Origin of the sequence: Mesorhizobium opportunistum WSM2075 (assembly GCF_000176035.2) — a bacterium.
Classification (GTDB): Bacteria; Pseudomonadota; Alphaproteobacteria; order Rhizobiales; family Rhizobiaceae; genus Mesorhizobium; species Mesorhizobium opportunistum.
Map to the genome: position 1 here is coordinate 4,689,295 of NC_015675.1, position 26,591 is coordinate 4,715,885.

Sequence of the window (26,591 nt, forward strand, 5' to 3'; positions counted from 1 at the left end):
CCATGCGACGCGCCTCGACCGTCGCACACCGCGCACAAGCGCGGGCTGCTGCCTCTAGAAGGTATCAGGCCTTGCCGGTGACATAGCGGACGGCATGATTGAGCTCCCTGACCGACAGGTCGAGGTAGCGGCCCTGATTGTACAGGCCGTCCCAGATCAGGAAGAATGCGATGGCGGCAATGACGATTACATAACGCATGGCTAAAGCTATCGCACAAGCGCGGTGGGGACCATAGGCGTTTTGATATGTTCGACTCCACCAGACGAGTGCGCACGTGGCACAGCCCAGCTCGCGGCTTGCCTCTTGAAGTTCCCGGCGATGACGTGGAAGATTGTCGCAGGGATTCACTGGGAAGCGCTGAAGCTCTGGTCGAGGGATGCGCTTTTGTTCGGATCCGTACGTGGCTGATCCGGGGATCAGGCAACGTCCGAACCCGGCGATGAACCGCAAGAAACGGAACCGGCGATTGTCAGCCGGCATCGCGGAAGTCCAGGGGCGGGACATGGGTCACAAGGAACAGTCTGGCACGATGCCTGCCGAAGCGGTCCGGCTCGACGAGTTCAATTTCGCCGAGATCGTCAAGGGCCTGCCGGCCAAGGCGCGCGTGGTGCTGTCGGCGGCGATGAACCTGCCGCGCGGTTCGCTGAAGGTCAGGATGCCGGATGGGCGCTCCGTCCTGGTCGGAGGCAAGGGACCAGGTCCCGACGCCGAACTGGTGCTCAAGAACTGGCGCCTGCCGGGCCGCGCCTTTTCCGGCGGCACGATCGGCGTTGCCGAATCCTACATGGACGGCGACTGGGAAAGCCCCGATGTGACCAGTTTCCTCGAACTGTTCGTGGTCAACTCGGCCCTTGGCGAGAAGGTCGCCGGCGGCGCGAGCTGGCTGATCAATACGATCCAGCGCATCCGCCACTGGTTCAATGAGAACACACGCACCGGTTCGAAACGCAATATCTCGGCGCATTACGACCTCGGCAACGCCTTCTACAAGGAGTGGCTCGACCCGAGCATGACCTATTCCTCGGGGCTCTATGCCAACGGCGCCAACGACCTGGAGAGCGCGCAGGCCGCCAAATATCGGGCGCTGGCCAAGGATATCGGCATCGGCCGCAAGGATCACGTGCTGGAGATCGGCTGCGGCTGGGGCGGCTTTGCCGAATTCGCCGCGCGCGAGATCGGTTGCCGGGTTACCGGGCTGACCATCAGCCGCGAGCAGCACGACTTCGCCAAGGCGCGCATCGCCAAAGCTGGACTTGCCGACAAGGTCGACATCAAATTGCAGGATTATCGCGACGAAATAGGCACTTACGACCGCATTGCATCCATCGAGATGTTCGAGGCGGTCGGCGAGAAATATTGGCCGGTGTTCTTCGGCAAGATGAAGGCCTGCCTGAAGCCCGGCGGTACCGCGGGCCTGCAGATCATCACCATCAACGAATCCGCCTATGACACCTATCGTGCCAGGCCGGATTTCATCCAGCGCTATGTGTTTCCGGGCGGCATGCTGCCGACTCCGTCGATCCTGAAAGCGCTCGGCAAGGATCATGGCCTTGCGCATTTGCGCGAACGCGTGTTTCCCGATGACTATGCGCGCACGCTCGCCGAATGGCGGCAGCGCTTCTGGGTATCGTGGGAAAAGATCGTGCCGCTCGGCTTCGACGATCGCTTCAAGAAACTGTGGGAGTTCTACCTGCATTATTGCGAAGCCGGCTTTCGTGCCAGCTACATCGACGTGCGCCAGGTAGTCTACAAGGCTTAGAGCATTTCACCGTTTCACGGAAACGGAGACCTATCTCTTTGTTTTTGCGTAATTCCCAAGGAAAAGCGCCATGCGCTTTTTCCGGCGAAGCGCTTTGAAACTTCCGTCGCCGGGCTCCAAAAGCCGCCGCGCCCCATCCGAGGCCCGCAAAAGCTGTTGCGATAGGTCACTTGCGACCACGCTAAGCTCTCGACCCACCGTGCCCGATCTGCTGCGGCAGCGGTCGTCTTGACCGCTTGGGATGCACAACAATCTATTGGAGCAGGTGACCCTGGACCAGGGAACGCGAAACCTCAGGAGACGAGAAAAAACACAGGAGATAACGATGACGATTCTTGCTGTTGGCGCTGCCGGCCGATTTGCCGGCAATGTCATCCCGGCTCTCGCCCAGCGTAACGCCCGTGTGCGCGGCTTTGTGCGAAAGCCGGAAGAAATTGCTCAAGTACGAGAGCATGGTGCCGCGGAAACGGCTGTCGGCGACCTTCGGGACCGGGCCAGCTTGGACGCAGCTCTGAAAGATATCGAAGCTGTGTTCTACATCGCGCCTGCGTTCATGGCCGAGGAAGCCGAAGTCGGCAAAGGCTTGGTCAACGCCGCGATCCGCGCAGGTGTCCGTCGGCTTGTATTCTCGTCTGTCATCCATCCGGTACTTTCCGTGCTGGGCAACCACATAGCGAAAGCCCCGGTCGAGGAAGCGATTCTGACTTCGAAGCTGGAATACACCTTCCTTCACCCATCCCGCTTTTATCAGAATTATGAGGCATTCTGGCCGAAGGTCATCGAAACCGGCGTGCTGGCCGAGCCCTGGTCGGCCGAGACCCGTTTCTCTCTTGTAGACTATCGTGACATCGCGGAGGTCGCCGCCATTGCCCTAACCGAGGATCGTCTGCTTTACGGCACATTCGAGCTATGCGCGCCCGGGTGGCACAATCGTCACGATGTGGTCACTCTGTTGGGTGAGGTGCTCGGGCGAGAGATCAGGGAGCGCCGCGATCCAGGTGTGCTCGGCGAAGTTGGGCCAGGACAAAGGACTATGTTCGAGCATTACGACCATTACAACCTGCTCGGTAATCCGCTGACTCTACGCGCGATACTTGGGCATGAACCGCGTTCGCTAAAGGTCTTTTTCGAGGAACTCGCTGCGGGTGCTCGATAACGCCCGACGCGAGGCCCGGGACAAGCGAATCGAAATCATGCGCAAACGGACAATCTTCTTCGCGGGCGTCATTGTCGTCGCGGCAGGCATCTGGCTCAACAACAGCTCCTTGCTGTCCGGCCGTCCTGCCGGCGGCCCGGTCGTGCTTGCCCATCGCGGCCTTGCCCAGGATTTCGACCGCACAAATCTTGGTTCCGATACGTGCACGGCCAGCCGCATGCTGCCGCCGCGCCATGCCTATCTTGAAAACACCATTGCCTCGATGGAGGCCGCTTTCGCGTTTGGCGCGGACGCCCTCGAACTCGATGTCCACCCGACGACGGATGGCAAATTCGCTGTCTTCCACGACTGGACGGTGGACTGCCGGACCGAAGGCAAGGGAGAGACCCGCGGCCATTCCATGGCTCAGTTGAAAACGCTCGACATCGGCTACGGCTACACGGCGGATGGCGGCAAGACCTTCCCCTTTCGCGGCAAGGGGGTTGGCATGATGCCATCCCTCGACGAGGTGCTGGCGCACTTCCCCGCCCGCCGCTTCAACATCAACGTCAAGAGCAACGATCCCCGCGAAGGCGAGGCGCTGGCTGCCTGGCTCTCCAGGCTGACGCCTGCCGAACGCGGCTATCTCTCGGTCTATGGCGGCGACAAGCCGATTGCCGCGGTCAAGGCGGCGCTGCCGGATATGCATACGCTGAGCCGCGCGTCGCTCACGCAGTGCATCGCACGATACGCCGCGTTGGGCTGGAGCGGTTATGTTCCGGATGCCTGCCGCCACGGCACATTGCTCATCCCGATCAACATCGCCAAATGGATGTGGGGCTGGCCCAACCGGTTTCTCGACCGCATGCAGGCTGTCGATACACAGGTCTACCTGCTCGGCCCTTATTCGGGCGGCGGCTTTTCGGAAGGACTCGACGACCCGCAGCTCATCGACCAGCTTCCGGACGGCTATTCCGGCGGCATTTCCACGGATGCGCTGGATCTCGTCATGCCCGTGATCAAAGCGCGCTTCGGGCGGCCGTGACATGGCTCCACGCCGCTGATGGCGGCGTGGCCTGGAACGCCTCAAATGGCCGTATCAGAGCAGGATGCGATATCTGGCAAATCCGGCTTCGCCCTCGCCAGCCGGTTCGATCTTCAGCGATTTCACATCGGCGATGAAATCCTTGGCCTTGACGCCGGTCTCGAAGACGACGCTGGTTCCGGGCAGCGGCGCGAACGACCAGTTGCCGTCGGCCGACGGGTTGATCGTGCCCTCGCTCACGATATAGCGGACGATGACATCGCGATTGGTGTCCGGCGCCTCGTAGATGATCTTCGAGGCATTGATGTCGGGAAAATTGCCGCCGCCGCCGGCGCGGTAATTGTTGGTGGCGACGACGAATTTCTGATTGGGATCAACTGGTTTTCCATCGAACATCAAGTCGGCGATGCGATTGGCGCCGGCATTCGCGATGCCGCCCTTGGCGTCGTATTTCGGCGGCTGCGACAGGTCGATCTTGTAGGTGACACCGTCGATGACATCGAAATTGTAGGATGGGAAATCGGTGTTGATGAGCGCCTGGTCGGCCTTGCCCGGCTCGATCCTGTTGAAGATGCCGGCCGACATCTCCAGCCATTCCTTGACCTCGGCGCCAGTAATTTCGACAGCCCGCACGGTGTTGGGGTAGAGATAGAGGTCGGCGACGTTCTTGATGGCGATATCGCCGGCCGGCACGTCGGTATAGTAGTCGGCGCCGTTGCGCCCGCCGGCCTTGAAGGGTGCGGCGGCCGACAGCAGCGGCACATCCTTCCACTGCGTGCTCTTGAGAATATCCTTGAGGTACCAAGTCTGCGCCTGGCTGACGACCTGCACCGACGGATCGTCGGCGACCAGCGCGAAATAGGAATAGAGCGGAGCGGACGTCTTGCCGACGGGACGGCGCACATAGGCTAAGGTCGCCTGATGGTCCTGTTCGAGTGCGGCGATGACGCGCTTGTCGTCCGGCACCGTCGGCTTGTTCTTGTTGTCGACGCGCTCGAAGATCGGCCGCGCCTCGGACGTCGCCGAAACAACTTTCCATTTCGATCCGTCACGCTCCAGCATCAGATCGATCAGCCCCATATGCGAGCCCCAGAAACCACCCATGACGGCGGGCTTGCCCTGCAGCGTGCCTTTTTGCGTGTCGACGCCTTCGAGCGACTGGAAATCCTTCTTGCCGGGGAACACCAGGTGCTGGTGACCGGTGAACACCGCGTCGATGCCGGCGACGCCGGCGACGAAGAACGAGGCGTTCTCCATCATGTCGCCGTGCTGCACATCGATGCCGGAATGCGAGAGCGCGATGACGATGTCGGCGCCTTCCTCCTTCATTTGCGGCACCCAGGCCTTGGCCGCCTCGACGATGTCGCGGGTCTTGACGTTGCCTTCGAGATTCTTGAGATCCCAGACCATGATCTGCGGCGGCACGAAACCGATGATGCCTATCCTGATCGGCTGCTCGGCGCCCGAACCGTCCTTGATCTTCCTGTCGAGGATCACATAGGGCTTGAGGTAGAGCTTGTCGTCGCGCGGGTTCGCGGCAAGCTCGGTGCCCCGGATCAGGTTCGCGCAGACGAAGGGAAAATTGGCGCCGGCCAGCACCTTGTCCAGGAACGACAGGCCATAGTTGAACTCGTGGTTGCCGAGCGTCGAGCACTCGTAGCCGAGCAGGTTCATTCCCTTCATGATCGGATGCAGATCGCCGTCTTTCAGGCCCTTCTCATAGGCGATGTAATCGCCCATCGGGTTGCCCTGCAGCAGGTCGCCATTGTCGATCAGCATCGAATTGACGGCTTCCTTGCGCACGGCGTCGATCAGCGACGCCGTGCGCGACAGGCCCATCGTGTCGTTGGCTTTGTCGGCGTAGTAATCATAAGGCAACACGTTCACATGGATGTCAGTGGTTTCCATGATCCGAAGATGCGCCTGGTTGGCTTGAGCGCGGGCGGAGAAGGGATGAAGCATGATCAGCGCCCCTGTGGCGGCGGCGCCCGCGAGAAGACCACGACGAGAGACGGGATGGAGCAGCTGCGACATGTTTTCTCCTAGTTAGACAACGCCCTGCCCCGAACCGAACCGAACTTCGCGCCGAAATCGGCTCAAGTCCATTCAAGAAGTCGCGCACATCGGAGCGCCAGCCAATCAGCAACAGATGACGCGCGGATGAAGGGAGCAGTGAAGAAAATCAGGTCTTGTCGTCGTCGCCCTGGGTGATCAATCGGGCGCTACGCTGGCCTGTGGCGTAGATCCATAGCCAGCTCAGGGAAACCGCAAGCCGGTTGCGGAAACCGATCAGAAAATAGATGTGCGCAATTCCCCACAGCCACCAGGCGAGCCAGCCCGTGAGCTTGATCCAGCCGAAATCGATCGCGGCGGCGCGTTTGCCGATCGTCGCCAGATCGCCGGCATGCTTGTAGTGGAAAGGACGCGCTGCCGTGTCACCATCGAGCCTGGCTTTGATGGTGGCCGCAACATGTCGGCCCTCCTGCTTGGCGGAAGGCGCCACGCCGGGTACCGGCCGTCCATCGGGCCGCAGCACAAGGGCGGCATCGCCGATGACGAAAATCTCCGGACTGCCGGGCACGCTGAGGTCAGGCTCGACGAGCACCCTGCCCGCGCGGTCCGCCTTCGCTCCCAGCCATTCGGCGGCTGGCGAGGCGGCAACACCGGCCGCCCACAGGATCGTTCGGGCCGCCAGCTGCTTGTCGCCAAACACAACACCTTCGGCGTCACAGCGCGTCACGGCCCGGCCGAGCTCGACCGTCACGCCGAGCCGTTCGAGCGCCTTGCTGGCGTAATCGGAGAGTTTTGGTGCGAAATTGGCCAGGATGCGGTCACCGGCCTCGATCAGCACCACGCGCGTTTGCCGCGTATCGATGTTGCGGAACTCGCCGCGCAGCGTGTCGTGCGCCAATTCGACGATGGTGCCGGCCAGCTCCACGCCGGTCGGCCCACCGCCAACGATCGCGATGGTCAGCAGCGCCTGGCGTTTGGCGGGATCGTTCTCCCGCTCGGCCTGTTCGAAGGCCAGGAGAATGCGCCGCCTAATGGTGGTGGCGTCCTCCAGCGTCTTCAGGCCTGGAGCGAACGGCTCCCATTCATCGTGGCCGAAATAGGCGTGGCGGGCACCGGTGGCGAGCACCAGCGTATCGTAGGCGATGGCGCTGCCGTCATCGAGCAGCACGCGCTTGCCGGCGCGGTCGACACCAGTGACATTGGCGAGCAGCGTCGTCACGTCCTTGCGCTTGCGCAGGAGATGGCGGATCGGCCAGGCAACCTCGGAGGTCGCCAGCGCCGTCGTCGCCACCTGGTAGAGCAGCGGCTGGAACAGATGATGGTTGCGCTTGTCGATCATGGTGATGCGCACCGGGGCGCCGGCAAGCGCACGCGTGAATTCGAGGCCGCCGAAACCCGCGCCCACAACGACGACATGATGGCTGGCTTGGCTCATTTCGTTCACCCCGACGGCTAGATTGGCCTGTTCCAGATGTAGGTACTTTTGTGCAATGCAGCAACAGAAGGACAGTGCCCGGGACTCGTCGTTCCATGTCGTGAATGCACATGTTGTATCGTGTCGCGAGGTATAGCGTCATCGAACACGCTTATGAGGTAAAGCATGGCCAATGATCATGACGACCCGGGTCCGGCGCAGTATTCCTCGCCGCCCTGCTTCATGCACGAACTCGACCCGGAGTTCCGCGCGCCGCTATTCGACTGGACCGATGTGAGGCGCTGGCGCAAGGCCGAGCGCGAACGGCTGATCACCGCCCGGCTCGCGGTTTCGGCCGACGCGCGAACGGCCATGTCGCAGCGCATCGCCGATGGGCTCGACGCGATCATCGGCGACATCGCTGGGCGCATGGTCAGCCTGTACTGGCCGTTTCGCGGCGAGCCGGACTTGCGGCCATGGGTGGCGTCCATCAATGAGCGTGGCGGCCGCACCGCGCTGCCGATCGTCATCGAGAAAGGACAGCCGCTGATCTTCCGCGCCTACAAACCGGGCGACCGGCTGGAAAAGGGCGTCTGGAACATCCCGATTCCGGCCGAGGGCGATCCGGTGCTGCCCGACATCGTCATCTCGCCGATCGTCGGCATCGATCCGGCAAACTATCGCCTGGGCTATGGCGGCGGCTTCTTCGACCGCACGCTGGCCGCGATGCCGTTCAAGCCGCTGGTGATCGGCGTCGGCTACGAACTGCAGCGCATCGCCACGATCTATCCGCAGCCGCACGACATCCCGATGGATCGGATCGTGACGGAGGTGTAAAAACCTGTTTGGGAAATGAGACCGGTTCACGACAGGTGACACGATGATCGGACGAACTGTAGCGGCTGCCCTTGCAATTGCGTTTTCCGTTTCGCCCTTGCATGCGCAACCACGGCATCGTTTGCCGAGCGGTTATAAATGGGGCCGCTGCCTGCTTGCTGTTAACGGTCAGACACGCATATCCGGAAGATGCTCCTATCAAATCGAGAGGGGCGGCGGTTTTAATATCCAGGGGCCTCGGCAAGTTTTTGCAGGTATCGACTACCCCAATACGAACAGCGGGGCTGGTGAAATGTCCAAAGATTACTGGGCAGTCGTATACAAGGACGGTGATCTTTGGGAAGGCTATGGGAACTCGGACATTCGCGCGACGCACGGTGAACCCGGAGATTGGGGCGACCTTCGCCGCGAAGGCGCATGCTATGTCGGCAAGGACGTCCGGGTGTGCCTTTGGCGTTAGGCCATCTCAGGCTTCATGCCCATGGCCGTGCGATCGACGATCTCGCGCAAGGCAAATGACGAGTTGATCTTCGTCACATGCGGCATGGCCGACAGCCATTCCTTGTGGATGCGCTCATAGTCGACGAGGTCCTTTGCCGCGATGCGCAGGATGTAGTCATATTCGCCCGACATCAGGTGGCAGGACAGCACGTTGGGGCAACGCTTGATCGCCGCCTCGAAATCCGACAGCGTCTTCTCGAACTGGCCCGACAGCGATATATGCACGATGGCCGTCATCTGGTGGCCGAGCGCCGCATTGGAAAGCCGGGCGTGGTAGCCGCGAATGGTTCCGGACTTCTCCAGATTATCAAGCCGGCGCGAACAGGCGGATTGCGACAGGCCAACCTTCTCGGCAAGCGCCGCGTTGGGTATCCGGCCATCCTTCTGCAAACTCTCGAGAATAGCGATATCAATCCTGTCGAGCGGCATTTTTCGTGAATCCTGCGAATATCCAGCTGTTTTGCGCAACGATTATCGAAACATGCCAGATCACGCAAGCGCATTCGCAAACACCTGCAGGCCGATTCATGGTTCACTCTGTCCATACAGGGAGTGAGCCCCTAAGGGGCCGGATCAGGAGAAGAAAAATGCGCGTCGGTTGCCCCAAGGAAATCAAGAACCACGAATACCGCGTCGGCCTCACGCCCGGAGCGGTTCGCGAATATGTCGCCCATGGCCATGAAGTGCTGGTCGAGACCGGCGCCGGTGCCGGCATCGGCGCCGACGACAACGCCTATCGCGCCGCCGGCGCCACGATCGCCAAGACGGCCGCCGACGTGTTCGCCAAGTCGGACATGATCGTCAAGGTCAAGGAGCCGCAGCCCAATGAGTGGGTGCAGCTGCGCGACGGCCAGATCCTGTACACCTATCTTCACCTTGCTCCAGACCCGGAGCAGACCAAGGGCCTGCTCGCTTCGGGCGTGACGGCGATCGCCTACGAAACCGTGACCGACGACCGTGGCGGCCTGCCGCTGCTGGCGCCGATGTCGGAAGTCGCCGGCCGCCTGTCGATCCAGGCCGGCGCGACGGCGCTGCAGAAGGCCAATGGCGGCCGCGGCGTGCTGCTCGGCGGCGTGCCCGGCGTGCTGCCCGGCAAGGTCACAGTGCTCGGCGGCGGCGTCGTCGGCCTGCATGCCGCTCGCATGGCGGTCGGCCTTGGCGCCGATGTCACTATCATCGACCGCTCGATCCCTCGCCTGCGCCAACTCGACGATCTTTTTACCGGCCGCGTCCATACCCGCTACTCGACCGTCGAGGCGCTCGAGGAGGAATGCTTCTCGGCCGACATCGTCATCGGCGCCGTGCTGATCCCCGGTGCCGCCGCGCCGAAGCTCGTCACCCGCGAGATGCTGTCGGGCATGAAGAAGGGCTCGGTGCTGGTCGACGTCGCGATCGACCAGGGCGGCTGCTTCGAGACCTCGCATGCGACGACCCACGCCGAGCCCACTTATGAAGTCGACGGCGTCATTCACTATTGCGTCGCCAATATGCCGGGCGCGGTACCGGTCACCTCGGCCCATGCGCTCAACAACGCGACACTCCACTACGGCCTGCAGCTTGCAGACAAGGGCCTGAAGGCTGTCATCGACGACCATCACCTGCGCAACGGCCTCAATGTCCACAAGGGCAAGATCACCAACCGCGCGGTCGCCGAAGCGCTCGGCTACGAGCTGGTCGAGCCGAAAGCCGTTCTGGCCGCCTGATACACCCAGAAAAAGTCAACTTGCTATTGTTGCCCGCCGGTTCCCTCCGGCGGGCTTTTTACTGGTCGATCCAGGTCGCTAAACTTGATTACTGGGCAGACCGGGGTCAGTTGCAGGTATGAGTTTGCCTACAACTGTTGCATATTTGTCATTCCTCATGCGACCGACTCCCTGCTAGGAAGATTGCGGGCTTATTGATTAGGGGTTTGGGCAATGACTGTTCGCGTTTCTGCGAAATCTATTTTTCTCGGTGCTGTTTCCGTATTTGCTTTGATGTCGGCTGCGCATGCGGCTGATGTGGTTCAGCCGGTCGAAGCATCCGGTTTCAACTGGAGTGGGCTGTATGTCGGCTTCGGTGTTGGCGCCGGCGCCAACGTTCACAAACTTGGCAGCGACTTTATTCCGATCTCGCTGAATGGCATCGGCGGCGAAGGCGTCTACGGCGAACTTACCGCTGGCTATGACTACATGGTTTCGCCCCGCTTCCTGCTCGGTGGACTGCTGGACGTCCACGTGGGCGATATCAAAACCAAGATCGATGCCGCCGGTTTCGACGCCTCGATCCAGGAGACGTACGGTTTCGATGCCGGCCTGCGCGTAGGCTATCTGTTTACCCCGAATACACTGGGCTACGTGCTCGGTGGCTATTCCTGGCAGAAGTACAAGCTCGATTCGAATGCCGGCTTTGGGTTCGACTGGGACCAGAGCGGCTACTTTGTCGGCGGCGGCATTGAAACGGCCATCAACAGCAACTGGACGATCAAGACCGAGTACCGCTATACGCGCTTCGGCACCAAGGGGGATCTCCTTTCAGAAGCGGGCCTTATCGGCGCGCCGGATGGCCTTCTCAACCTCGATACGTCGCGGCATACGTTCCAGATTGCAGCCAACTACCGTTTTGGCGCCCAAAATGGCGGTGGTGCTGCCTTTGAAACCCCTGCGTATAACTGGACCGGTTTCTATATCGGTGGCGGGTTGGGCGCGGGTGCATCCGTGCACCAGATCGAAATCCCACCCCTGGGCGGCGCCAAGTTCAATGGCCTCGGCGGCGAAGGCGCGTTTGGCGAATTGAACGTTGGTTACGACCAGGACTTCGGCAGCTGGGTCGCAGGCGTCATGGTCGATGCTCGCTACTCCGGCATGACGTCGAAGCTGGATCTCGGCGTCGGATCGATCAATGTCGACACCGACTACGGCTTCGATGTGCTTGGCCGCGTCGGCATGAAGATGAACGAATCGACGCTCGCCTACGCACTGGCTGGTTACAGCTGGCAGCATTTCGACCTGAACGCTTCCGACCCGGTCGGCGACATTGCCGACTGGGGTTCGAGCGGTTTCTCGGTGGGTGCCGGTCTGGAAACGGCTGTATCGAGCAACATGACAATCGGTTTGGAATACCGCTATTCGCAATTCGCCGAGAAGGACCTGTCGTTCTTGTTGGGATCAGGAGCACCCGATGGGTTGGTGACGACGACTCCTTCCTTCCATACCGTGCGTCTCGGCGCGAAGTACAAGTTCAACTAAGAAGCCCCTCCAGGCAAACAGTCGAAGCCCGTCGGCCTGGCCGGCGGGCTTTTTTGTTGTTCGGCAAACTGGGAAAAGCGCGGGCAACAAAAAAGCGGAGCCAAAGCCCCGCTTCCTCGATATCGAGATTGCCGCCGGTTCATCCGCGGTCGGCCAATCGATCGACAATCGCTTTCTATCGCAACTGTACGACGGGAGTACGACAGGATTTCCTGCCGGAAACTCTACGCCTCAGCCCCGCTCGATGCGGCACTGATAGCAATTGTTGCGTGCCGAGCGGACATGCACGTAGGCAATGTCGTCGCGCTCGAACAAGGTCTCGGCCCGTGCGGCGATCGCGTCGGTCGCGATAACGCCGCCGCTGCCGTAGACGATGCGGTCGTCCTTGCCATAGCCACGCACGATATAGTCCGGGCTCTCGAGAATCTCGGGAAGCGTTCCCGCCTCGTCGGCGCGCTCGCATTCCTCGGCATGCAGGAAGATCGGCCCGGTTTCGGCATAGGGTTGAAGGTTCGGGAACGGCCGATAGGCCAGGATGAGATAGGTATCGCCGGCTGCGATGTTCTTCAGGCAATGCCGGCAAGGCATGCCGTCGCCATCGGAAATCTGCCGCTCGGGCGTGTGGCCATAGGCATCGGGTCCGCCGCGCTGCAGGGGTCTGACGTCTTCGGTCGGCAGAGCTTTGAACTGGATGGTCATGGTGAAATCTCCGGTGTTGTCGACCGGAAATTAGCGGCTCGAGCCAATGCTTCCCACCCGTTTCATGCAAAGATCGAGGGACCGATCCGATGCGAGCGATCAGTCCCCGCAAGCTGCGAAAGTTAGCCGACAGGCCGGGCCAATACGCAACCCGGCTAGCCAAAGGGCAAACCGGACCCAATCACCGGATGAAATCGTCAAAGCGGCGCAGCGTCACCCTGCGATTCTGCCAGTTTTCATTCTGCGTCGGCACCAGCAAGAACTCCTCGCCGTAACCGACAGTCTCCAACGCATGACCGGGTACGCCGAATTCACGCACCAGCGTGCGTTTCAGCGAGGCAGCGCGCTGTTCGGACAGGACCTGGTTCGATTGGAAGGAGCCGACGGCGTCGGTATGCCCCTCGATCAGCACGCGAGCACCGCGATCGCGGCGCAGGATGCGCTTCAGCGCATCGGCGATGTTCTCGATCTTGCCGTATTGCGAACTGGAAATGGCCGCCGAGCCGAAGGCGAAATTGATCGACTGGATATCGATCGAGCGCGCCATGAGGCGCAGATCCGGCCGGCGCTTGAATTTCGCGGATGGTGACGCGCTCGTTCGGCCGCAGCTTCACGCGGGGTGCTGCCTCCAGCTTCCGTTCGATTGTCGCGGCCGAAGGTGTTGTCGCCTGCGCGGCGGCAAGGCTCGGCATGGCAATCGCAGCGATCAGCGCGGCGGCGAGTGTACGGCGGGCCAGCATATGTTTCTCCTTCGGCCTCGGCCGCATTGGCGATGCGGGCACAATGCCAAAGGCAGGCTGAATCGGCGATGAACGAAAGGTTCGGGTTCCGGCTCGTGTCATGGCCGCATGACGCTTGCCGAGCGCTCGGCGAACGGCAGCGGGTGCACGGTTTCCTTCTTCTGCGCAACCGGCGTAAAACCAAGCTTCTGGTAGAGCGGCAGGGCCGCCGGATGATCGAGCGTGCAGGTCTGCACGACTACCCGCTTTGGCCCGTAAGACCACGCAGCGGAGATCGCGGCACCCAGGAACCAGCGGCCGATGCCCAGTCCGGTCGCGTGTTCCATCATGCCGAAATAGGCGAGCTCGACTTCCTCGGGCAAATGTGGCTTGAGATCGAAGAAGCCTGCCGGCGCACCGTCGAGATAGAGCACCCTGATGTCGCGATCCTCGCGGTGGATTCCGGCCGAAAGTTCGTCGTCGTTCAGCCTGAGAACATTCACCCAATGCCATTTGCGCCCCACCCGGTCCATCAGGTAGCGGTAAAAATGCAAGGGGATATTCTTGGTCTTCAGCAGCGCGACCTGGCGGTTGTAGGGCACCGGCGGCGAGGCGGCGGGAGGCGCATGCATTTCGAGGAAAGTCACCGTGACGTCGATGTCCTGCAGCACGCCGTTTTCCATCGCGTTCATTCCTTGCCAGCTTTCGCGGGCCCGGTCACGACAGGCGTGTCGGAGAGCCCGCCCCACTCGGTCCATGAGCCGTCATAAAGCCTGTTGTCGGTGTGGCCAAGCGTCTCCAGCGCCAGGGTGACCACCGCGGCGGTGACACCGGAGCCGCAAGATGTGACGACGGGCTTCGACAGGTCAATGCCGGCCTGCTCGATCACCTTGCGCAAACGATCCTTCGACAACAGCACCCCCTTTTCCGACAGGGCGGAGTACGGCACGTTGCGCGCGCCCGGCATGTGGCCGGAGCGGATACCCGCACGGGGCTCGGGTTCGGCGCCGGTAAAGCGGCCCGGTCCACGGGCATCGGCAATCTGGCTGGAGCCGATCTCGACGATCCGGCGCATGTCGGCGAGGCTGGCGACGCGACCGGCGTCGAAATCGGCATGGAACACGCTTGGCGCGATCTTCGTCGGCTCGGCCGTTACCGGCCGGCCGGCTGCCTTCCAGCCGTCGAAGCCGCCATCCAGAATATAGGTCTGGAAGACGCCCATGATGCGGAACATCCACCATGCCCGGGGTGCCGAGAAGAAACCTGGACCGTCGTAGACGACGATGGTGTCATCGGCCGAAACCCCCATCGAACCGACATATTGCGCAAAATGCTGCGGCGACGGCAATGTATGCGGCAAGGCGGCGTCCGGATCCGAAACCGCATCCTGGTCCAGGAAACGAGCGCCGGGAATGTGGGCCGCGTCATATTCGGCACGCGCGTCGCGTTTTTGCGCCGGCAGATACCAGGACGCGTCTATGACCGTCAGGCCCGGCTGGCCCAGGCGCCCCTGCAGCCAATCCGCATCGACGGTGAAAGGACTGTCTTCGGCCATTTTTTCTCCTGCCGCCCTCTGGCGGTCTGTTCAGTTCGCCGGCATCGGGCCGAAGCGGATGCGGAAGCGCCGGTTTTCACGGCCCTTCTTCTCGATCTTGCCGATGTGGATTTCGCCGACTTCGCCGGTGCTCTTAACATGCGTGCCGCCGCAGGGCTGGCTGTCCACGGAGGCGTTCTCGCCGATGCAGACCAGGCGGATCCTGCCGGTGCCCACCGGCGGCCTGACGTTCTTGGACTTCACCAGGCCAGGATTGGCGGCCAGTTCCTCGTCGCTGATCAGCCTGGTGAAGATCGGGTGGTCGGCCCGAACCAGGTCCATCAAGCCAGCGGTCACCTCTTCCCTGGTGAAGCTGGCGTCCGGAATGTCGAAATCGACACGGCTGTCGTCCTCGGAAACGGAAGCGCCCGTGATCGGGAACGGGCAGACGACGGTCAGCAAATGGCAGGCCGCGTGCATGCGCATCAGGAGATGCCGCCGCTCCCAATCGATGGCGAGCTTCACCTTCTCGCCGACCACCAAGGCCGCCTGTGCAGGCGCCTGCACATGGACGATCTCGTCCTTGGTCTCGCCGGTGATGGTGGCGGCAATCTCGATGCGGCTGCCGTCGGCGCGCTCCAATGCGCCGGAGTCTCCTGGCTGGCCACCCGAGGTGGCATAGAAGATGGTGCGGTCGAGAATGACGCCGCCACGGTCGTTGACGGCAACCACCGTGGCGTCCGCCGTCTTCAGATAGGCGTCGTCGCGAAACAGCGCTTCCGTCCTGTACGCCATCATGCGACCTTTTCGAAAGGCACCGAAATCTTGCTCTGCAGCTCCATCCAGCCCGGTATTGGCAGGTTTTTCTCGCGCAGAAATTCCGGGTTGAACAGTTTCGACTGGTAGCGCGTTCCGTAGTCGCAAAGAATAGTCACGATGGTGTGGCCTGGGCCCAGTTCCCTGGCCAGCCGGATCGCGCCGGCGATGTTGATGCCGGTCGAGCCGCCGACGCACAGGCCTTCTTCCTGGATCAGGTCGAAGACGATCGGCAGCGCGTCCTCGTCCTTGATCTGGAACGAGAAGTCCGGCGTGAACCCGTCGAGATTGGCGGTGATGCGCCCCTGCCCGATGCCTTCGGTGATCGAGCTGCCCTCGGATTTCAGTTCGCCGCTGGTGTAGAAACTGTAGAGCGCGGCCCCCAGCGGATCGGCGAGCGCGATCTTCACGTCCTTGTTTTTGGCCTTCAGCCCGGAAGCGACGCCGGCCAGCGTTCCGCCGGACCCGACCGCCGAGACGAAACCGTCGACCTTGCCGCCCGTCTGGGCCCAGATCTCCTGCGCCGTGGTGCGGTTATGACCGTCGCGGTTGGCGACATTGTCGAACTGGTTGGCCCAGATGGCGCCATTCGGCTCGGTCCTGGCCATCTGCTCGGCCAGCCGTCCCGACAGTTTCACGTAGTTGTTGGGGTTCTTATAGGGCACTGCCGGCACTTCGATCAGCTCGGCGCCGAGCAGCCTGATCGTGTCCTTCTTTTCCTGGCTCTGGGTGTCGGGAATGACGATGACGGTGCGGTATCCCAGAGCCTTGGCGACCAGCGTCAGCCCGATGCCCGTATTGCCGGCCGTCCCCTCGACGATGACGCCGCCCGGCTTCAGCAAGCCACGCTGTTCGGCATCGCGGATGATGAACAGGCCGGCGCGATCCTTGACCGATTGCCCCGGATTCATGAATTCAGCCTTGCCCAGGATCTCGCAGCCGGTTTCCTCGGAGGCTTTGTTGAGGCGGATCAGAGGCGTGTTGCCGATCGCATCGATCACAGAACGGGGCATTCAGGATTCCTTGTGTGCGTGCGCCGAAACCCTAGAAACCCAAAGCCTCGGTTTCAAGGCAAGAATTCGCCTGGTCCAGTCGCATTTCCAGCACTGTTGTGCATGGATGCCCTCAAGTCCGGATCGGTATCGCACAGTTCATTTGCATCCGACGTTGAAAAGCACTCTTTCCATTCGATTTCTTCGCCGCTAGAGCAAGACGGCAACAACTCGACAGGGCGCAGCATGACACTCTATCGGGCCGATCCGAAACACGGCGTCGCTTGGGTCACCGGCGGCAGCAGCGGCATAGGCCGTTCGCTGGCCAGGGATCTGGCGTCCCAGGGCTATGCCGTGGCGGTAACGGCGCTCGACGACCATCCGATCGACACGCTCATCGTCGAGACCGCGCAGATGCCCGGCAGCGTCACGGCCTTTCCTTGCGACGTCACCGACGAGCCGCGCATGGCAAGAACGGTTGCCGCGATCGAAAAGGAACTCGGCCCCATCGTGCTCGCCATCTTCAATGCCGGAAACTACATCTCAACGCCCGGAGAGGCGCTAGTCGTCCGCGATTTTCGCCGTTCCTTCGAGGTCAACTATTTCGGCATCATCAATGGGCTGGTGCCCGTGCTTGACTACATGCGGATCAGGGCGCGCGGCCATGTCGTGCTGGTCGGCTCCGTCACCGCCTATTTTGGCTGGCCGACCACGGCCGCCTATGGCGGCACCAAGGCGGCGATCAACATCCTGGCCGAGTCGTTGAAATATGATTTCGACAAGATGAACATTCGCGTCCAGGTCATCAATCCGGGCTTCGTCGACACGCCGCTGACCGAGAAGAACATGCTGCCGATGCCGGGTCTGATGCCTGTCAACCGCGCGACGCGCCGCATGGTGCGGGGCATCAAATCCGGTGGCTTCGAAGTCACCTTTCCGTACCGGACGAGCTGGCCGCTGAAATTTCTCGCCCTGCTGCCGAGGCCGATAACCCGGTGGGTGATCAGCCTGACGACCAGCTGGAAGGCACGGCCGCTGCATTACGAGCGCAAGCCGCCGCCGAAGGAATAGATGCCCACAGGATTGATGGTTTGGCTGCCTGAACGGCCGTTGCCTGTTCACGGCCATCGCCATAGGTTCATTGTTGTTGCGTGGAGTCTGCTATGGGGCGACGGATCGTGTTTGCCGTTCTGGGCCTGATCGCCGTCCTTGCATTGATCTTCGTCCTTGGCCCACGCGTTCCCATCGACACCGCGATCCGTTTCGATCCTTCCGTCATCGGTGACGATCCGCAAGCCTATGTCGCCAGGACAGAAGCCGCCATACCGGGTATACGCGATGGGCTGGAGAAGGAGATCGTCTGGGCCAACCCGATGGTGCATGCCAAGACGCCGCTGTCGATCGTCTACATCCACGGCTTCTCCGCATCGAAGGGCGAGGTTCGCCCCCTGCCCGACGACGTGGCCGACCAGCTCGGCGCCAACCTGTTCTACACCCGCCTCACCGGCCACGGGCAGGACGGCGCGGCGATGACGCAAGGCAGCGTCAACGCCTGGATCAACGACTATGAGGAGGCGCTCGCCATCGGCCGGGCGATCGGCGACAAGGTGGTCGTCATCGCCACCTCGACGGGCGGCTCGCTGGCGGTGTGGGCGGCAACGCAGCCGGGAGCATCGGACGGGATCGTGGCCATTGCATTCATCTCGCCCAATTTCGGTGTCAAGGCATCCGGCGCCGAGATCCTCACCATGCCATGGGGCAAACAGATCGCCGAACTCGTCGCCGGCAAGGAACGCAGCTTCGCGCCGCGCAACGCCCTGCACGGGAAATTCTGGACCACCAAATATCCGATCGCCGCGACGCTGCCGATGCAGGCGCTGACGGAACTTGCCTTTGGCGCGCCGGTCGAGAAAGCGACCATCCCGGCGCTGTTCATCTTTTCGGATTCAGACAAGGTGGTGCGGCCCGACCGCACCCGCGAAATTGCCGGGCGATGGGGCGCGCCGCACGAACTGGTGCCGGTCGACGACACCGGCGATCCGGACAACCATGTCATCGCCGGCGACACGCTGTCGCCGTCGACCACGGCCTTCCTCGCGCAAAGGATCGCCGTCTGGCTCGAAGCGGTGGTGAAGTAAGCTGATTGTCCAGACACAAAAAGGGCGACCGCGAGATCACCGCGGTCGCCCTTTTTTCTGTCGCTGGCTGGTCAGCCGACCATGCAAAGGTTCGGCTGATGCGAGGCGGCCTGTTTAGGCAGCCCGCGCCGCCGGACGCTTGCCGCCGAAGCGGCGCTTGTTGTTGCCCTTGAAGGGCTTGGCGCCTTCCGGCTTGCGTTCACCGGCGAAGGCCGGCTTGTCGCCGAAGCGCTTCTTGCCGAAGCCGTTGCCCTTGTTCTCGCCGCCTGGACGCCTGCCGTCGCGACGGCCATTGCGGTCGTTGCGGTCATTGGCGGGCTCGAAGCGCTCGTTCTTTTCAGCCGGATTGCGCTGCGGATCGGGGCTGCCGAGATGGTCGGCAACGATAGGCAGCTTGGTGCGGATGATGCGCTCGACCTGACGCAGCTTGCTGTTTTCCGACGGATCGCAAAGCGTGATGGCGATGCCGTCCATGCCGTTGCGGCCGGTGCGGCCGATGCGGTGAACGTAGCTTTCAGCCTCGTCCGGCAGGTCGAAATTCACGACATGGCTGATGCCGGGAACGTCGATGCCGCGCGCCGCGATGTCGGTCGCAACGAGGATGCGCACCGATCCATCGCGAAAATCGTTCAGCGCCTTCTGACGGGCATTCTGCGACTTGTTGCCATGGATGACGGCGGCCTTGAAGCCGTCGCGCTCGAGGTCCTTGGTCACCCGGTCGGCACCATGCTTGGTGCGCGAAAAGATGATGACGGACTTCATCGCCGCATCGGCGAGCATCGTCGACAACACCTGGCGCTTCTGCTTGGTGCGGGCGAAGACGACGCCCTGCACGATCTCGGCGGCCGCGGTGCTTTGCGGCGAGACTTCGATACGCACAGGGTTCTTCAACAGGCCCTTGGCCAGTTCGGCGATCTCGTCCGGCATGGTGGCCGAAAACAGCGCCGTCTGGCGGTCAGGCGCGGTCGCCTTGGCGATGCGCTTGACGTCGTTGATGAAGCCCATGTCGAGCATACGGTCGCCCTCGTCGAGCACCAGCCATTTGGTGTCGGAGAGGATGAGGTCGCCCTCGCGCACCAGGTCGGTCAACCGGCCGGGCGTGGCGATCAGGATGTCGACGCCGGGTGCAACCTTCTTCACCTGGCTGAAGCGCGAGACGCCGCCCAGCACGAGTGCCGTCGAGACATGCGCGCCCTTGGCGAGGATCTTGATGGTGTCCTCGATCTGAACCGCAAGCTCGCGGGTCGGCGCAAGGATCAGCGCGCGCGTCGTCTTGGCGCGCCGCTTGGTGCCGAGCGCGATGATCTTGGACAGGATCGGCAGCGCAAAGGCAGCGGTCTTGCCGGAGCCGGTCTGGGCGATGCCGAATATATCGCGGCCTTCCAGCTGCGGCGGGATCGCCTGCATTTGGATCGGCTTCGGTTCGGTGAAGCCGGCATTGTGGGTGGCCTTGAGCAGCGCACCCGTAACTCCCAGCGCTGCGAAACCGGAGAGTTCCGCGGTGTCGGGCCCAGTGTCCTTACCGGACAATGTGTTTTCGTTGGTCAAAATAATCTTCTTTCACGCGGCCTCTGGCCGCAAACGTCAATGGCGGCAGGGCGCAACCTGCCGTCGAAAAATTCGATATGAAACGACAAGGCGGGCGGACGGTAACGTCCACTCGGCTGCGCTGTCGTGCCCGCAGGCATCATGCCACGGGGCTTTTTCGCCACCTTGCCAACCAATCGGGATCGATCAGCCAAAAAGAGGGAAAACAGACGCAACCAGTCTCATTTGTCGAGAAGGCCGGAATCTCCCGGCCCAAGCGCCTATGGGCTGCATATGGCTGAGTTCACACCGGAATGCAAGGGGCGTGATGTTGCGGTGCAGCAAAATCGATCAGACCGAATGGCCGAGATCAGGCGTCATCCGGCCACTCCCTCGCCCCATGCTGGACGAACAGAACTTCAATTTGAGTGTCTTTCACCCGGTAGGCGACGATGTAGGGTGTGCCGGAAATCACCAGCTCACGGGTACCTTTGATCTCACCAATACGCCCGATGAATGGGTTGGCTGATAGCAACCGGGTCGTCTTTGAATGAATGTCGTTGACGATTCGCGCGGCAGCCCGCGGGTTATGCTGGCCGATATAATCGCCAATTGACGCAAGCTCGATCAGATAGTGATGCGTCCAGACAATTCGCACAGACCTCTAAGCCTGGCTGAATTTGTTCAGAACAGCCGCAATCTCCTCTTCGCTCGCGAAGTCCTCACGGTCGGCAGCCTCGATTCCGGCCTGAACGCCGGCGATCCATTTTTCTTGCCACGCCAAAGAACGGCCGTGCGACAGGGCGTCCTCGATGATCTGACCGCGAGTGAGCGAAGAGCGCGAGGCCAACATGTCGATCCGGCGGCTCAGATCCTCGGATATTTCTATGTTGTTCTTCATAAGATTAGTCTGCCATATCTGGCGAATGCCTGCCAAGAATTTTCCGGCGTCGCGGGGAGATCGACTATGAAGGACGTGCTGAAGGAACTCGAGCGGCGGCGCGATATCGCCCGCATGGGCGGTGGCCAGGCGCGTATCGATGCGCAGCACAAGAAGGGCAAGCTCACCGCGCGCGAACGCATCGAGGTCTTTCTCGACGAAGGCTCGTTCGAGGAGTTCGACATGTATGTCGAGCACCGCTCGACCGATTTCGCCATGGAGAAGACGAAGATCGCCGGCGACGGCGTCGTCACCGGCTGGGGTACGGTCAACGGCCGTCCGGTCTACCTCTTCGCCAAGGATTTCACCGTGTTCGGCGGCTCGCTGTCGGAAGCCCATGCCGAGAAGGTCATCAAGGTGCAGGAGATGGCGCTGCGCAACCGCGCGCCGATCATCGGCCTTTACGATGCCGGCGGCGCGCGCATCCAGGAAGGCGTGGCGGCCCTTGGCGGCTATGCCGAGATCTTCCAGCGCAACGTGCTGGCTTCGGGCGTCATTCCGCAGATTTCCGTCATCATGGGTCCGTGCGCCGGCGGCGACGTCTACTCGCCTGCCATGACCGACTTCATCTTCATGGTGCGCGACACCTCCTACATGTTCGTCACGGGGCCGGACGTGGTGAAGACCGTCACCAACGAGACGGTGACCGCCGAGAGCCTCGGCGGCGCCTCGGTCCACACGACGAAATCCTCGATCGCCGACGGCGCCTATGACAATGACGTCGAGGCGCTCTTGCAGATGCGCCGGCTGGTCGACCTCTTGCCGGCGTCCAACACATCGGAACTCCCCGAGATCGAATGCTATCAGTCGGTCACCGACCATGATCTGTCGCTCGACCGGCTGATTCCCGATAACGCCAACAAGCCTTACGACATCAAGGAATTGATTCTGAAAGTCGCCGACGAGGGCGACTTCTTCGAGATCCAGCAGAGCTTCGCCAAGAACATCGTCACCGGCTTCGGACGCGTCGAGGGCCGCACCGTCGGCTTCGTCGCCAACCAGCCGATGGTGCTGGCCGGCGTTCTGGATTCCGATGCCAGCCGCAAGGCGGCGCGTTTCGTGCGCTTTTGCGACTGTTTTTCGATCCCGATCGTCACCTTCGTCGACGTTCCGGGCTTCCTGCCCGGCACTGCCCAGGAATATGGCGGGCTGATCAAGCATGGCGCCAAGCTCTTGTTCGCCTATGCCGAGGCCACCGTGCCCAAGATCACCGTCATCACCCGCAAAGCCTATGGCGGCGCCTATGACGTCATGGCCTCGAAGCACCTGCGCGGCGACATGAACTATGCCTGGCCGACGGCGCAGATCGCGGTCATGGGCGCCAGGGGCGCGGTCGAAATCATCTACCGCAAGGACATCGGTGACGCGGAAAAGATAGCAGCCCACACAAAGGCTTACGAGGATCGCTTCCTGTCGCCCTTCGTCGCCGCCGAGCGCGGCTATGTCGACGAGGTGATCATGCCGCACTCGACCCGCCGCCGCATTGCGCGCGCGCTGCGGATGCTGCGCAACAAGGACATGCAGAACCCCTGGAAGAAGCACGACAACATTCCGTTGTGAGCTGGGATTCCAGTCAGCGCCCGCTGCGGGCGGCGACCAGTTCGCGCAGCACCGTCACCATCGCCTGCGGCAGATCCTCGGCGATCAGGCCAGGCCCGAGGCGGCTGCCGGCCTCGGCATGGATCCACACCGCCGCGCAGGCAGCCTCGAACGCCGGCATGCCTTGTGCCAGCAGACCGGCTGATATGCCCGACAGCACGTCGCCCGACCCCGCGGTGGCAAGCCAGGCCGCACCGTTGGCATTGATCGCCGCCCTGCCATCGGGCGCTGCGATCACCGTGTCGGCGCCCTTGTAGACGATGACGGCATTGGCATTGGCGGCTGCCGCACCCGCCTTGTCCAGCTTGGACGAGGCATCGTCACCAGCAATGCCGGGAAACAGCCTCGCGAATTCTCCTTCATGCGGCGTCATCAGCAAGGCCGGCGCGTTTTTCCGGCGTGCGGCTTCGAACAAGACATCCGGCGCGTCGCGAAAGGAGGTGATCGCATCTGCGTCAAAGACAAGACCATCGACCTGGGCGGGAGCATCCTGTTTTTGGCCGGAGGCAAGGAGCGCGAGCCCGAAGGTCCGCGTTTTCTGACCGACGCCAAAGCCGGGCCCGAGGACAAAGGCCGACGGCCGGCGTTCGCCGACAAATCCTTCGATGTCCACGACGTCATCGGCCTTGCGAAGCATGATCGAGGTCAGATGGGCAGCATTGACCTGCATGGCATTGCCCGGCGACAGCACGGTCACAGCCCCCGCCCCGCTCCTCGCAGCGGCCAGTGCCGACAGCCGCGCCGCGCCGGTGGCGCTTGGGCCGCCGGAGAAGACGCCGACATGGCCGCGCTTGTATTTATGCGCATCGATGGCCGGCACGGGAAAAACACGCAACCAAAGCGCCGGTGTGTTCTCGAACGTCCTGGGCCGCAGCCGTGCGATGATCTCGTCGCCAATGCCGATATCGGCAAGCACGACCTCGCCGCATCGCTCCCGGCCAGGCAGGAGCAGATGGCCGGGCTTCCTGCGCGCGAAGGTCACGGTGATTTCGGCGGCAAATGCCTTGCCGAGCACCTTGCCGCTGTCGCCGGACACGCCCGATGGCAGGTCGACGGCAATAACGGGCAAATGCATGTCGGTGGCGATATCGATCGCCCTGGCGGCATCGCCGGACAGCGGCTTGGACAGCCCTGCCCCATACAGCGCGTCGACCACGATCGAGCCGGGCTCGGCTTTGAAGCCGGATAGCGGCCGAGGCTTGATCGGGCACTCCGCCGCTGCCAGTGCTGCGTCGCTTCGCGGCCTCGGTGCGCCGGATGCCCAGATCGTCGCGGCGACGCCGCTGCCGGTCAGGATGCGAGCGACGACATAGCCATCACCGCCATTGTTGCCTGGACCGCACAGCACGTGGACGTGGACCGCTGCCGAATGGCGCTTGAAAACCTCGGCCGCGACGGCCTCGCCGGCACGACGCATAAGGCCGATGCCGTCGGCTGGACCGGCAGCGATCGTCAGCCGGTCCGCTTCGGCCATTTCGGCGGGAGTAAGAAGTTCATCGCTCATGGATTGCCGATCCGCATTCGATCAAGCATTGTCCACTTTGCGATCCGAAGCAAACAAGGAAGAGGTTGCGCGAGGGCAGCCATACTGTTCGGATGAGAGGCATCACAGGTAAAAATTGCCCACGCGATGGGCGACATGCCTAATTATTGTGCTGCGACGACGGATGGCACTGTGTAGGTTCCGGAAGCCGGTGCCGCATCCTGTACAGCGAATGACGCGAATTTGCATCCCGGCGCGGTGCGGCTTCGAAATCGCATGAGACCGCTTCGAATCCCTCGGATTGGCACAGTTCGTGCTTGATGGAGGCGCAAGCGGGGGCTCACAACCCGTTTTTTTGGCAGTGGAGGCCACTTTTTACATGAAAAAGATCGAAGCGATCATCAAGCCATTCAAGCTGGACGAAGTGAAGGAAGCGCTTCAGGAGGCCGGACTGCAAGGCATCACCGTGACCGAGGCCAAGGGCTTCGGGCGCCAGAAAGGCCACACCGAACTCTACCGCGGCGCCGAATATGTCGTCGACTTCCTGCCCAAGGTGAAGATCGAGGTCGTGCTTGGCGACGACGCCGTCGAAGGCGCGATCGAGGCTATCCGCAAGGCGGCCCAGACAGGCCGTATCGGCGACGGCAAGATCTTCGTCTCCAACATCGAGGAAGTCGTGCGCATCCGCACCGGAGAAACCGGCATGGACGCCGTCTGACGCGACCACCTCCCCAAACGTCATCATCAAAAAACGTCATCATCAAAAAACGTCATCAAACAGGGATACATGACATGACGACAGCCAAAGACATCATGAAGCAGATCAAGGACAACGACGTGAAATTCGTTGACCTGCGCTTCACCGACCCGAAGGGCAAGCTGCAACACGTGACGATGGATGTCATCGAGGTCGAGGAAGACATGTTCGCCGATGGCGTGATGTTCGACGGCTCCTCGATTGCCGGCTGGAAAGCCATCAACGAGTCCGACATGGTGCTGATGCCCGATGCGGACACGGTCCACATGGATCCGTTCTTCGCGCAGTCGACCATGGTCATCCTGTGCGACATCCTCGATCCGGTCTCGGGCGAATCCTACAATCGCGACCCGCGCGGCACGGCCAAGAAGGCCGAGGCCTACATGAAGTCGGAAGGCATCGGCGACACCATCTATGTCGGCCCGGAAGCCGAATTCTTCGTGTTCGACGACGTCAAGTACAAGGCCGACCCCTACAACACCGGCTTCAGGCTCGATTCCACCGAACTGCCGTCAAACGACGACACCGACTACGAGACCGGCAACCTTGGCCACCGGCCGCGCATCAAGGGCGGCTATTTCCCGGTGCCGCCGATCGACAGCGCGCAGGACATGCGCTCCGAAATGCTGACCGTGCTCGCCGAAATGGGCGTGCGCGTCGAGAAGCACCACCACGAGGTCGCGGCCGCCCAGCACGAACTCGGCATCAAGTTCGACACGCTGGTCCGCAACGCCGACAAGATGCTGATCTACAAGTATGTCGTGCACCAGGTCGCCAACGCCTACGGCAAGACGGCCACTTTCATGCCGAAGCCGATCTTCGGCGACAATGGCTCGGGCATGCACGTCCACCAGTCGATCTGGAAGGGCGGCAAGCCGACCTTCGCCGGCAACGAGTACGCCGGTCTTTCGGAAAGCTGCCTGTTCTACATCGGCGGCATCATCAAGCACGCCAAGGCGATCAATGCCTTCACCAACCCGCTGACCAATTCCTACAAGCGTCTGGTGCCGGGCTACGAAGCGCCGGTGTTGCTTGCCTATTCGGCGCGCAACCGCTCGGCGTCCTGCCGCATCCCGTTCGGCTCGTCGCCGAAGTCCAAGCGCGTCGAGGTCCGCTTCCCCGATCCGGGCGCAAACCCCTACCTCGCTTTCGCCGCCATGCTGATGGCTGGTCTCGACGGCATCAAGAACAAGATCCATCCCGGCCAGCCGATGGACAAGGATCTCTACGACCTGCCGCCGAAGGAATTGAAGAAGATCCCGACCGTCTGCGGATCGCTGCGTGAAGCCCTGCAGAGCCTCGACAAGGACCGTGGCTTCCTGAAGGCCGGCGGCGTCTTCGACGACGACCAGATCGACAGCTACATCGAGCTGAAAATGGCCGAGGTGATGCGCTTCGAAATGACCCCGCATCCGGTCGAATACGACATGTACTACTCGGTCTAAATCTCGTTCG

25 protein-coding genes and 1 pseudogene are annotated in these 26,591 nt (G+C 62.0%); 12 read left to right on the forward strand and 14 right to left on the reverse strand.

Translation table 11 applies throughout. The features are described from left to right. Positions 1-64: 64 nt before the first annotated feature. Entirely contained in the window at positions 65-199 is a 135-nt protein-coding gene (locus tag MESOP_RS36610) for a hypothetical protein (protein WP_013895655.1), read from the reverse strand. Positions 200-223: 24 nt separating this feature from the next. Here MESOP_RS36610 and MESOP_RS36615 point away from each other — a divergent pair, with 24 nt between their 5' ends. The 4 genes from MESOP_RS36615 (at position 224) to MESOP_RS22555 (ending at position 3,940) form a co-directional block, all read left to right on the forward strand. After that, on the forward strand, positions 224-409 hold the full coding sequence (locus MESOP_RS36615) for a DUF1365 family protein (protein ID WP_150111224.1): 186 nt from the start codon (positions 224-226) through the stop codon (positions 407-409). Positions 410-503: 94 nt separating this feature from the next. After that, entirely contained in the window at positions 504-1,760 is a 1,257-nt protein-coding gene (locus tag MESOP_RS22545; protein WP_013895656.1) for an SAM-dependent methyltransferase, read from the forward strand. Between the two features lie 325 nt (positions 1,761-2,085). Then, a complete protein-coding gene (locus MESOP_RS22550) occupies positions 2,086-2,916 on the forward strand; it encodes an NmrA family NAD(P)-binding protein (RefSeq protein WP_013895657.1) in 831 nt (276 codons plus the stop codon). A 37-nt stretch (positions 2,917-2,953) separates the two neighbouring features. Further along, a complete protein-coding gene (locus tag MESOP_RS22555) occupies positions 2,954-3,940 on the forward strand; it encodes a glycerophosphodiester phosphodiesterase family protein (RefSeq protein WP_041164239.1) in 987 nt (328 codons plus the stop codon). Between the two features lie 54 nt (positions 3,941-3,994). On the opposite strand, the gene MESOP_RS22560 is transcribed toward MESOP_RS22555, so the two are convergent. Continuing rightward, positions 3,995-5,974, reverse strand: coding sequence for a bifunctional 2',3'-cyclic-nucleotide 2'-phosphodiesterase/3'-nucleotidase (locus MESOP_RS22560; RefSeq protein ID WP_013895659.1), 1,980 nt, complete (start codon positions 5,972-5,974; stop codon positions 3,995-3,997). A 148-nt stretch (positions 5,975-6,122) separates the two neighbouring features. Further along, on the reverse strand, positions 6,123-7,388 hold the full coding sequence (locus tag MESOP_RS22565) for an NAD(P)/FAD-dependent oxidoreductase (protein WP_013895660.1): 1,266 nt from the start codon (positions 7,386-7,388) through the stop codon (positions 6,123-6,125). 165 nt (positions 7,389-7,553) lie between these two features. On the opposite strand from MESOP_RS22565, the gene MESOP_RS22570 reads away from it, so the two are divergent. Further along, positions 7,554-8,204, forward strand: a complete 651-nt coding sequence (locus tag MESOP_RS22570) for a 5-formyltetrahydrofolate cyclo-ligase (RefSeq protein WP_013895661.1) — start codon at positions 7,554-7,556, stop codon at positions 8,202-8,204. Between the two features lie 456 nt (positions 8,205-8,660). Here the strand turns inward: MESOP_RS22570 and MESOP_RS22575 are convergent, their stop codons facing one another. Continuing rightward, positions 8,661-9,134, reverse strand: a complete 474-nt coding sequence (locus tag MESOP_RS22575; protein ID WP_013895662.1) for an Lrp/AsnC family transcriptional regulator — start codon at positions 9,132-9,134, stop codon at positions 8,661-8,663. A gap of 158 nt (positions 9,135-9,292) precedes the next feature. Between MESOP_RS22575 and ald the strand changes: the two genes are divergently transcribed. Further along, positions 9,293-10,408, forward strand: coding sequence for an alanine dehydrogenase (ald, locus tag MESOP_RS22580; protein ID WP_013895663.1), 1,116 nt, complete (start codon positions 9,293-9,295; stop codon positions 10,406-10,408). Positions 10,409-10,621: 213 nt separating this feature from the next. Then, entirely contained in the window at positions 10,622-11,932 is a 1,311-nt protein-coding gene (locus tag MESOP_RS22585) for an outer membrane protein (protein WP_013895664.1), read from the forward strand. Between the two features lie 231 nt (positions 11,933-12,163). Here the strand turns inward: MESOP_RS22585 and MESOP_RS22590 are convergent, their stop codons facing one another. The 6 genes and pseudogenes from MESOP_RS22590 to MESOP_RS22615 form a co-directional block, all read right to left on the reverse strand. Then, positions 12,164-12,631, reverse strand: coding sequence for a DUF1203 domain-containing protein (locus MESOP_RS22590; RefSeq protein WP_013895665.1), 468 nt, complete (start codon positions 12,629-12,631; stop codon positions 12,164-12,166). Positions 12,632-12,812: 181 nt separating this feature from the next. Continuing rightward, positions 12,813-13,371, reverse strand: a pseudogene (locus MESOP_RS22595) (OmpA family protein). A gap of 98 nt (positions 13,372-13,469) precedes the next feature. Next, complete coding sequence (locus MESOP_RS22600) at positions 13,470-14,033, reverse strand: GNAT family N-acetyltransferase (RefSeq protein ID WP_013895666.1); 564 nt, start codon at positions 14,031-14,033, stop codon at positions 13,470-13,472. Between the two features lie 5 nt (positions 14,034-14,038). Further along, on the reverse strand, positions 14,039-14,905 hold the full coding sequence (sseA, locus tag MESOP_RS22605) for a 3-mercaptopyruvate sulfurtransferase (protein WP_013895667.1): 867 nt from the start codon (positions 14,903-14,905) through the stop codon (positions 14,039-14,041). A gap of 30 nt (positions 14,906-14,935) precedes the next feature. Continuing rightward, the gene (locus MESOP_RS22610; protein ID WP_013895668.1) at positions 14,936-15,679 is read right to left on the reverse strand and encodes an alanyl-tRNA editing protein; all 744 of its coding nucleotides are present in this window, start codon (positions 15,677-15,679) and stop codon (positions 14,936-14,938) included. After that, entirely contained in the window at positions 15,679-16,713 is a 1,035-nt protein-coding gene (locus MESOP_RS22615; protein ID WP_013895669.1) for a cysteine synthase A, read from the reverse strand. The genes MESOP_RS22610 and MESOP_RS22615 overlap by 1 nt, the downstream gene beginning before the upstream one ends. 225 nt (positions 16,714-16,938) lie before the next feature. Here MESOP_RS22615 and MESOP_RS22620 point away from each other — a divergent pair, with 225 nt between their 5' ends. Beyond that, positions 16,939-17,763 carry an SDR family oxidoreductase gene (locus MESOP_RS22620; protein ID WP_013895670.1) on the forward strand — a complete coding sequence of 275 codons (825 nt, stop codon included), beginning with the start codon at positions 16,939-16,941 and terminating at the stop codon, positions 17,761-17,763. A 92-nt stretch (positions 17,764-17,855) separates the two neighbouring features. Then, positions 17,856-18,830 carry an alpha/beta hydrolase gene (locus MESOP_RS22625; protein WP_013895671.1) on the forward strand — a complete coding sequence of 325 codons (975 nt, stop codon included), beginning with the start codon at positions 17,856-17,858 and terminating at the stop codon, positions 18,828-18,830. A 114-nt stretch (positions 18,831-18,944) separates the two neighbouring features. Here the strand turns inward: MESOP_RS22625 and MESOP_RS22630 are convergent, their stop codons facing one another. The 3 genes from MESOP_RS22630 to MESOP_RS22640 all read right to left on the reverse strand — a co-directional run bounded on the left by MESOP_RS22630 (position 18,945) and on the right by MESOP_RS22640 (position 21,258). Continuing rightward, the gene (locus tag MESOP_RS22630) at positions 18,945-20,378 is read right to left on the reverse strand and encodes a DEAD/DEAH box helicase (protein ID WP_013895672.1); all 1,434 of its coding nucleotides are present in this window, start codon (positions 20,376-20,378) and stop codon (positions 18,945-18,947) included. 349 nt (positions 20,379-20,727) lie between these two features. After that, the gene (locus tag MESOP_RS22635; protein ID WP_013895673.1) at positions 20,728-21,015 is read right to left on the reverse strand and encodes a type II toxin-antitoxin system RelE/ParE family toxin; all 288 of its coding nucleotides are present in this window, start codon (positions 21,013-21,015) and stop codon (positions 20,728-20,730) included. 6 nt (positions 21,016-21,021) lie between these two features. Then, positions 21,022-21,258: a transcriptional regulator gene (locus MESOP_RS22640; RefSeq protein ID WP_013895674.1), complete on the reverse strand. Its 237-nt coding sequence runs from the start codon at positions 21,256-21,258 to the stop codon at positions 21,022-21,024. A gap of 66 nt (positions 21,259-21,324) precedes the next feature. On the opposite strand from MESOP_RS22640, the gene MESOP_RS22645 reads away from it, so the two are divergent. Beyond that, positions 21,325-22,857, forward strand: a complete 1,533-nt coding sequence (locus tag MESOP_RS22645; RefSeq protein WP_013895675.1) for an acyl-CoA carboxylase subunit beta — start codon at positions 21,325-21,327, stop codon at positions 22,855-22,857. Positions 22,858-22,870: 13 nt separating this feature from the next. Here MESOP_RS22645 and MESOP_RS22650 read toward each other — a convergent pair whose 3' ends face one another. Next, complete coding sequence (locus MESOP_RS22650) at positions 22,871-24,400, reverse strand: bifunctional ADP-dependent NAD(P)H-hydrate dehydratase/NAD(P)H-hydrate epimerase (RefSeq protein WP_013895676.1); 1,530 nt, start codon at positions 24,398-24,400, stop codon at positions 22,871-22,873. 358 nt (positions 24,401-24,758) lie between these two features. Here MESOP_RS22650 and MESOP_RS22655 point away from each other — a divergent pair, with 358 nt between their 5' ends. Both MESOP_RS22655 and glnA read left to right on the forward strand, forming a co-directional pair. Then, positions 24,759-25,097 carry a P-II family nitrogen regulator gene (locus MESOP_RS22655; RefSeq protein ID WP_006205430.1) on the forward strand — a complete coding sequence of 113 codons (339 nt, stop codon included), beginning with the start codon at positions 24,759-24,761 and terminating at the stop codon, positions 25,095-25,097. Between the two features lie 74 nt (positions 25,098-25,171). Beyond that, positions 25,172-26,581: a type I glutamate--ammonia ligase gene (glnA, locus tag MESOP_RS22660; protein ID WP_013895677.1), complete on the forward strand. Its 1,410-nt coding sequence runs from the start codon at positions 25,172-25,174 to the stop codon at positions 26,579-26,581. The last annotated feature ends 10 nt before the right edge of the window (positions 26,582-26,591 follow it).

Bases quoted from the DNA above. Each gene is read 5' to 3' on its own strand.
- MESOP_RS36610 (WP_013895655.1), bottom strand. From the start codon at position 199: ATGCGTTATGTAATCGTCATTGCCGCCATCGCATTCTTCCTGATCTGG.
- MESOP_RS22545 (WP_013895656.1), top strand. From the start codon at position 504: ATGGGTCACAAGGAACAGTCTGGCACGATGCCTGCCGAAGCGGTCCGG.
- MESOP_RS22550 (WP_013895657.1), top strand. From the start codon at position 2,086: ATGACGATTCTTGCTGTTGGCGCTGCCGGCCGATTTGCCGGCAATGTC.
- MESOP_RS22555 (WP_041164239.1), top strand. From the start codon at position 2,954: ATGCGCAAACGGACAATCTTCTTCGCGGGCGTCATTGTCGTCGCGGCA.
- MESOP_RS22560 (WP_013895659.1), bottom strand. From the start codon at position 5,974: ATGTCGCAGCTGCTCCATCCCGTCTCTCGTCGTGGTCTTCTCGCGGGC.
- MESOP_RS22565 (WP_013895660.1), bottom strand. From the start codon at position 7,388: ATGAGCCAAGCCAGCCATCATGTCGTCGTTGTGGGCGCGGGTTTCGGC.
- MESOP_RS22570 (WP_013895661.1), top strand. From the start codon at position 7,554: ATGGCCAATGATCATGACGACCCGGGTCCGGCGCAGTATTCCTCGCCG.
- MESOP_RS22575 (WP_013895662.1), bottom strand. From the start codon at position 9,134: ATGCCGCTCGACAGGATTGATATCGCTATTCTCGAGAGTTTGCAGAAG.
- ald (WP_013895663.1), top strand. From the start codon at position 9,293: ATGCGCGTCGGTTGCCCCAAGGAAATCAAGAACCACGAATACCGCGTC.
- MESOP_RS22585 (WP_013895664.1), top strand. From the start codon at position 10,622: ATGACTGTTCGCGTTTCTGCGAAATCTATTTTTCTCGGTGCTGTTTCC.
- MESOP_RS22590 (WP_013895665.1), bottom strand. From the start codon at position 12,631: ATGACCATCCAGTTCAAAGCTCTGCCGACCGAAGACGTCAGACCCCTG.
- MESOP_RS22600 (WP_013895666.1), bottom strand. From the start codon at position 14,033: ATGGAAAACGGCGTGCTGCAGGACATCGACGTCACGGTGACTTTCCTC.
- sseA (WP_013895667.1), bottom strand. From the start codon at position 14,905: ATGGCCGAAGACAGTCCTTTCACCGTCGATGCGGATTGGCTGCAGGGG.
- MESOP_RS22610 (WP_013895668.1), bottom strand. From the start codon at position 15,679: ATGGCGTACAGGACGGAAGCGCTGTTTCGCGACGACGCCTATCTGAAG.
- MESOP_RS22615 (WP_013895669.1), bottom strand. From the start codon at position 16,713: ATGCCCCGTTCTGTGATCGATGCGATCGGCAACACGCCTCTGATCCGC.
- MESOP_RS22620 (WP_013895670.1), top strand. From the start codon at position 16,939: ATGACACTCTATCGGGCCGATCCGAAACACGGCGTCGCTTGGGTCACC.
- MESOP_RS22625 (WP_013895671.1), top strand. From the start codon at position 17,856: ATGGGGCGACGGATCGTGTTTGCCGTTCTGGGCCTGATCGCCGTCCTT.
- MESOP_RS22640 (WP_013895674.1), bottom strand. From the start codon at position 21,258: ATGAAGAACAACATAGAAATATCCGAGGATCTGAGCCGCCGGATCGAC.
- MESOP_RS22645 (WP_013895675.1), top strand. From the start codon at position 21,325: ATGAAGGACGTGCTGAAGGAACTCGAGCGGCGGCGCGATATCGCCCGC.
- MESOP_RS22650 (WP_013895676.1), bottom strand. From the start codon at position 24,400: ATGAGCGATGAACTTCTTACTCCCGCCGAAATGGCCGAAGCGGACCGG.
- MESOP_RS22655 (WP_006205430.1), top strand. From the start codon at position 24,759: ATGAAAAAGATCGAAGCGATCATCAAGCCATTCAAGCTGGACGAAGTG.
- glnA (WP_013895677.1), top strand. From the start codon at position 25,172: ATGACGACAGCCAAAGACATCATGAAGCAGATCAAGGACAACGACGTG.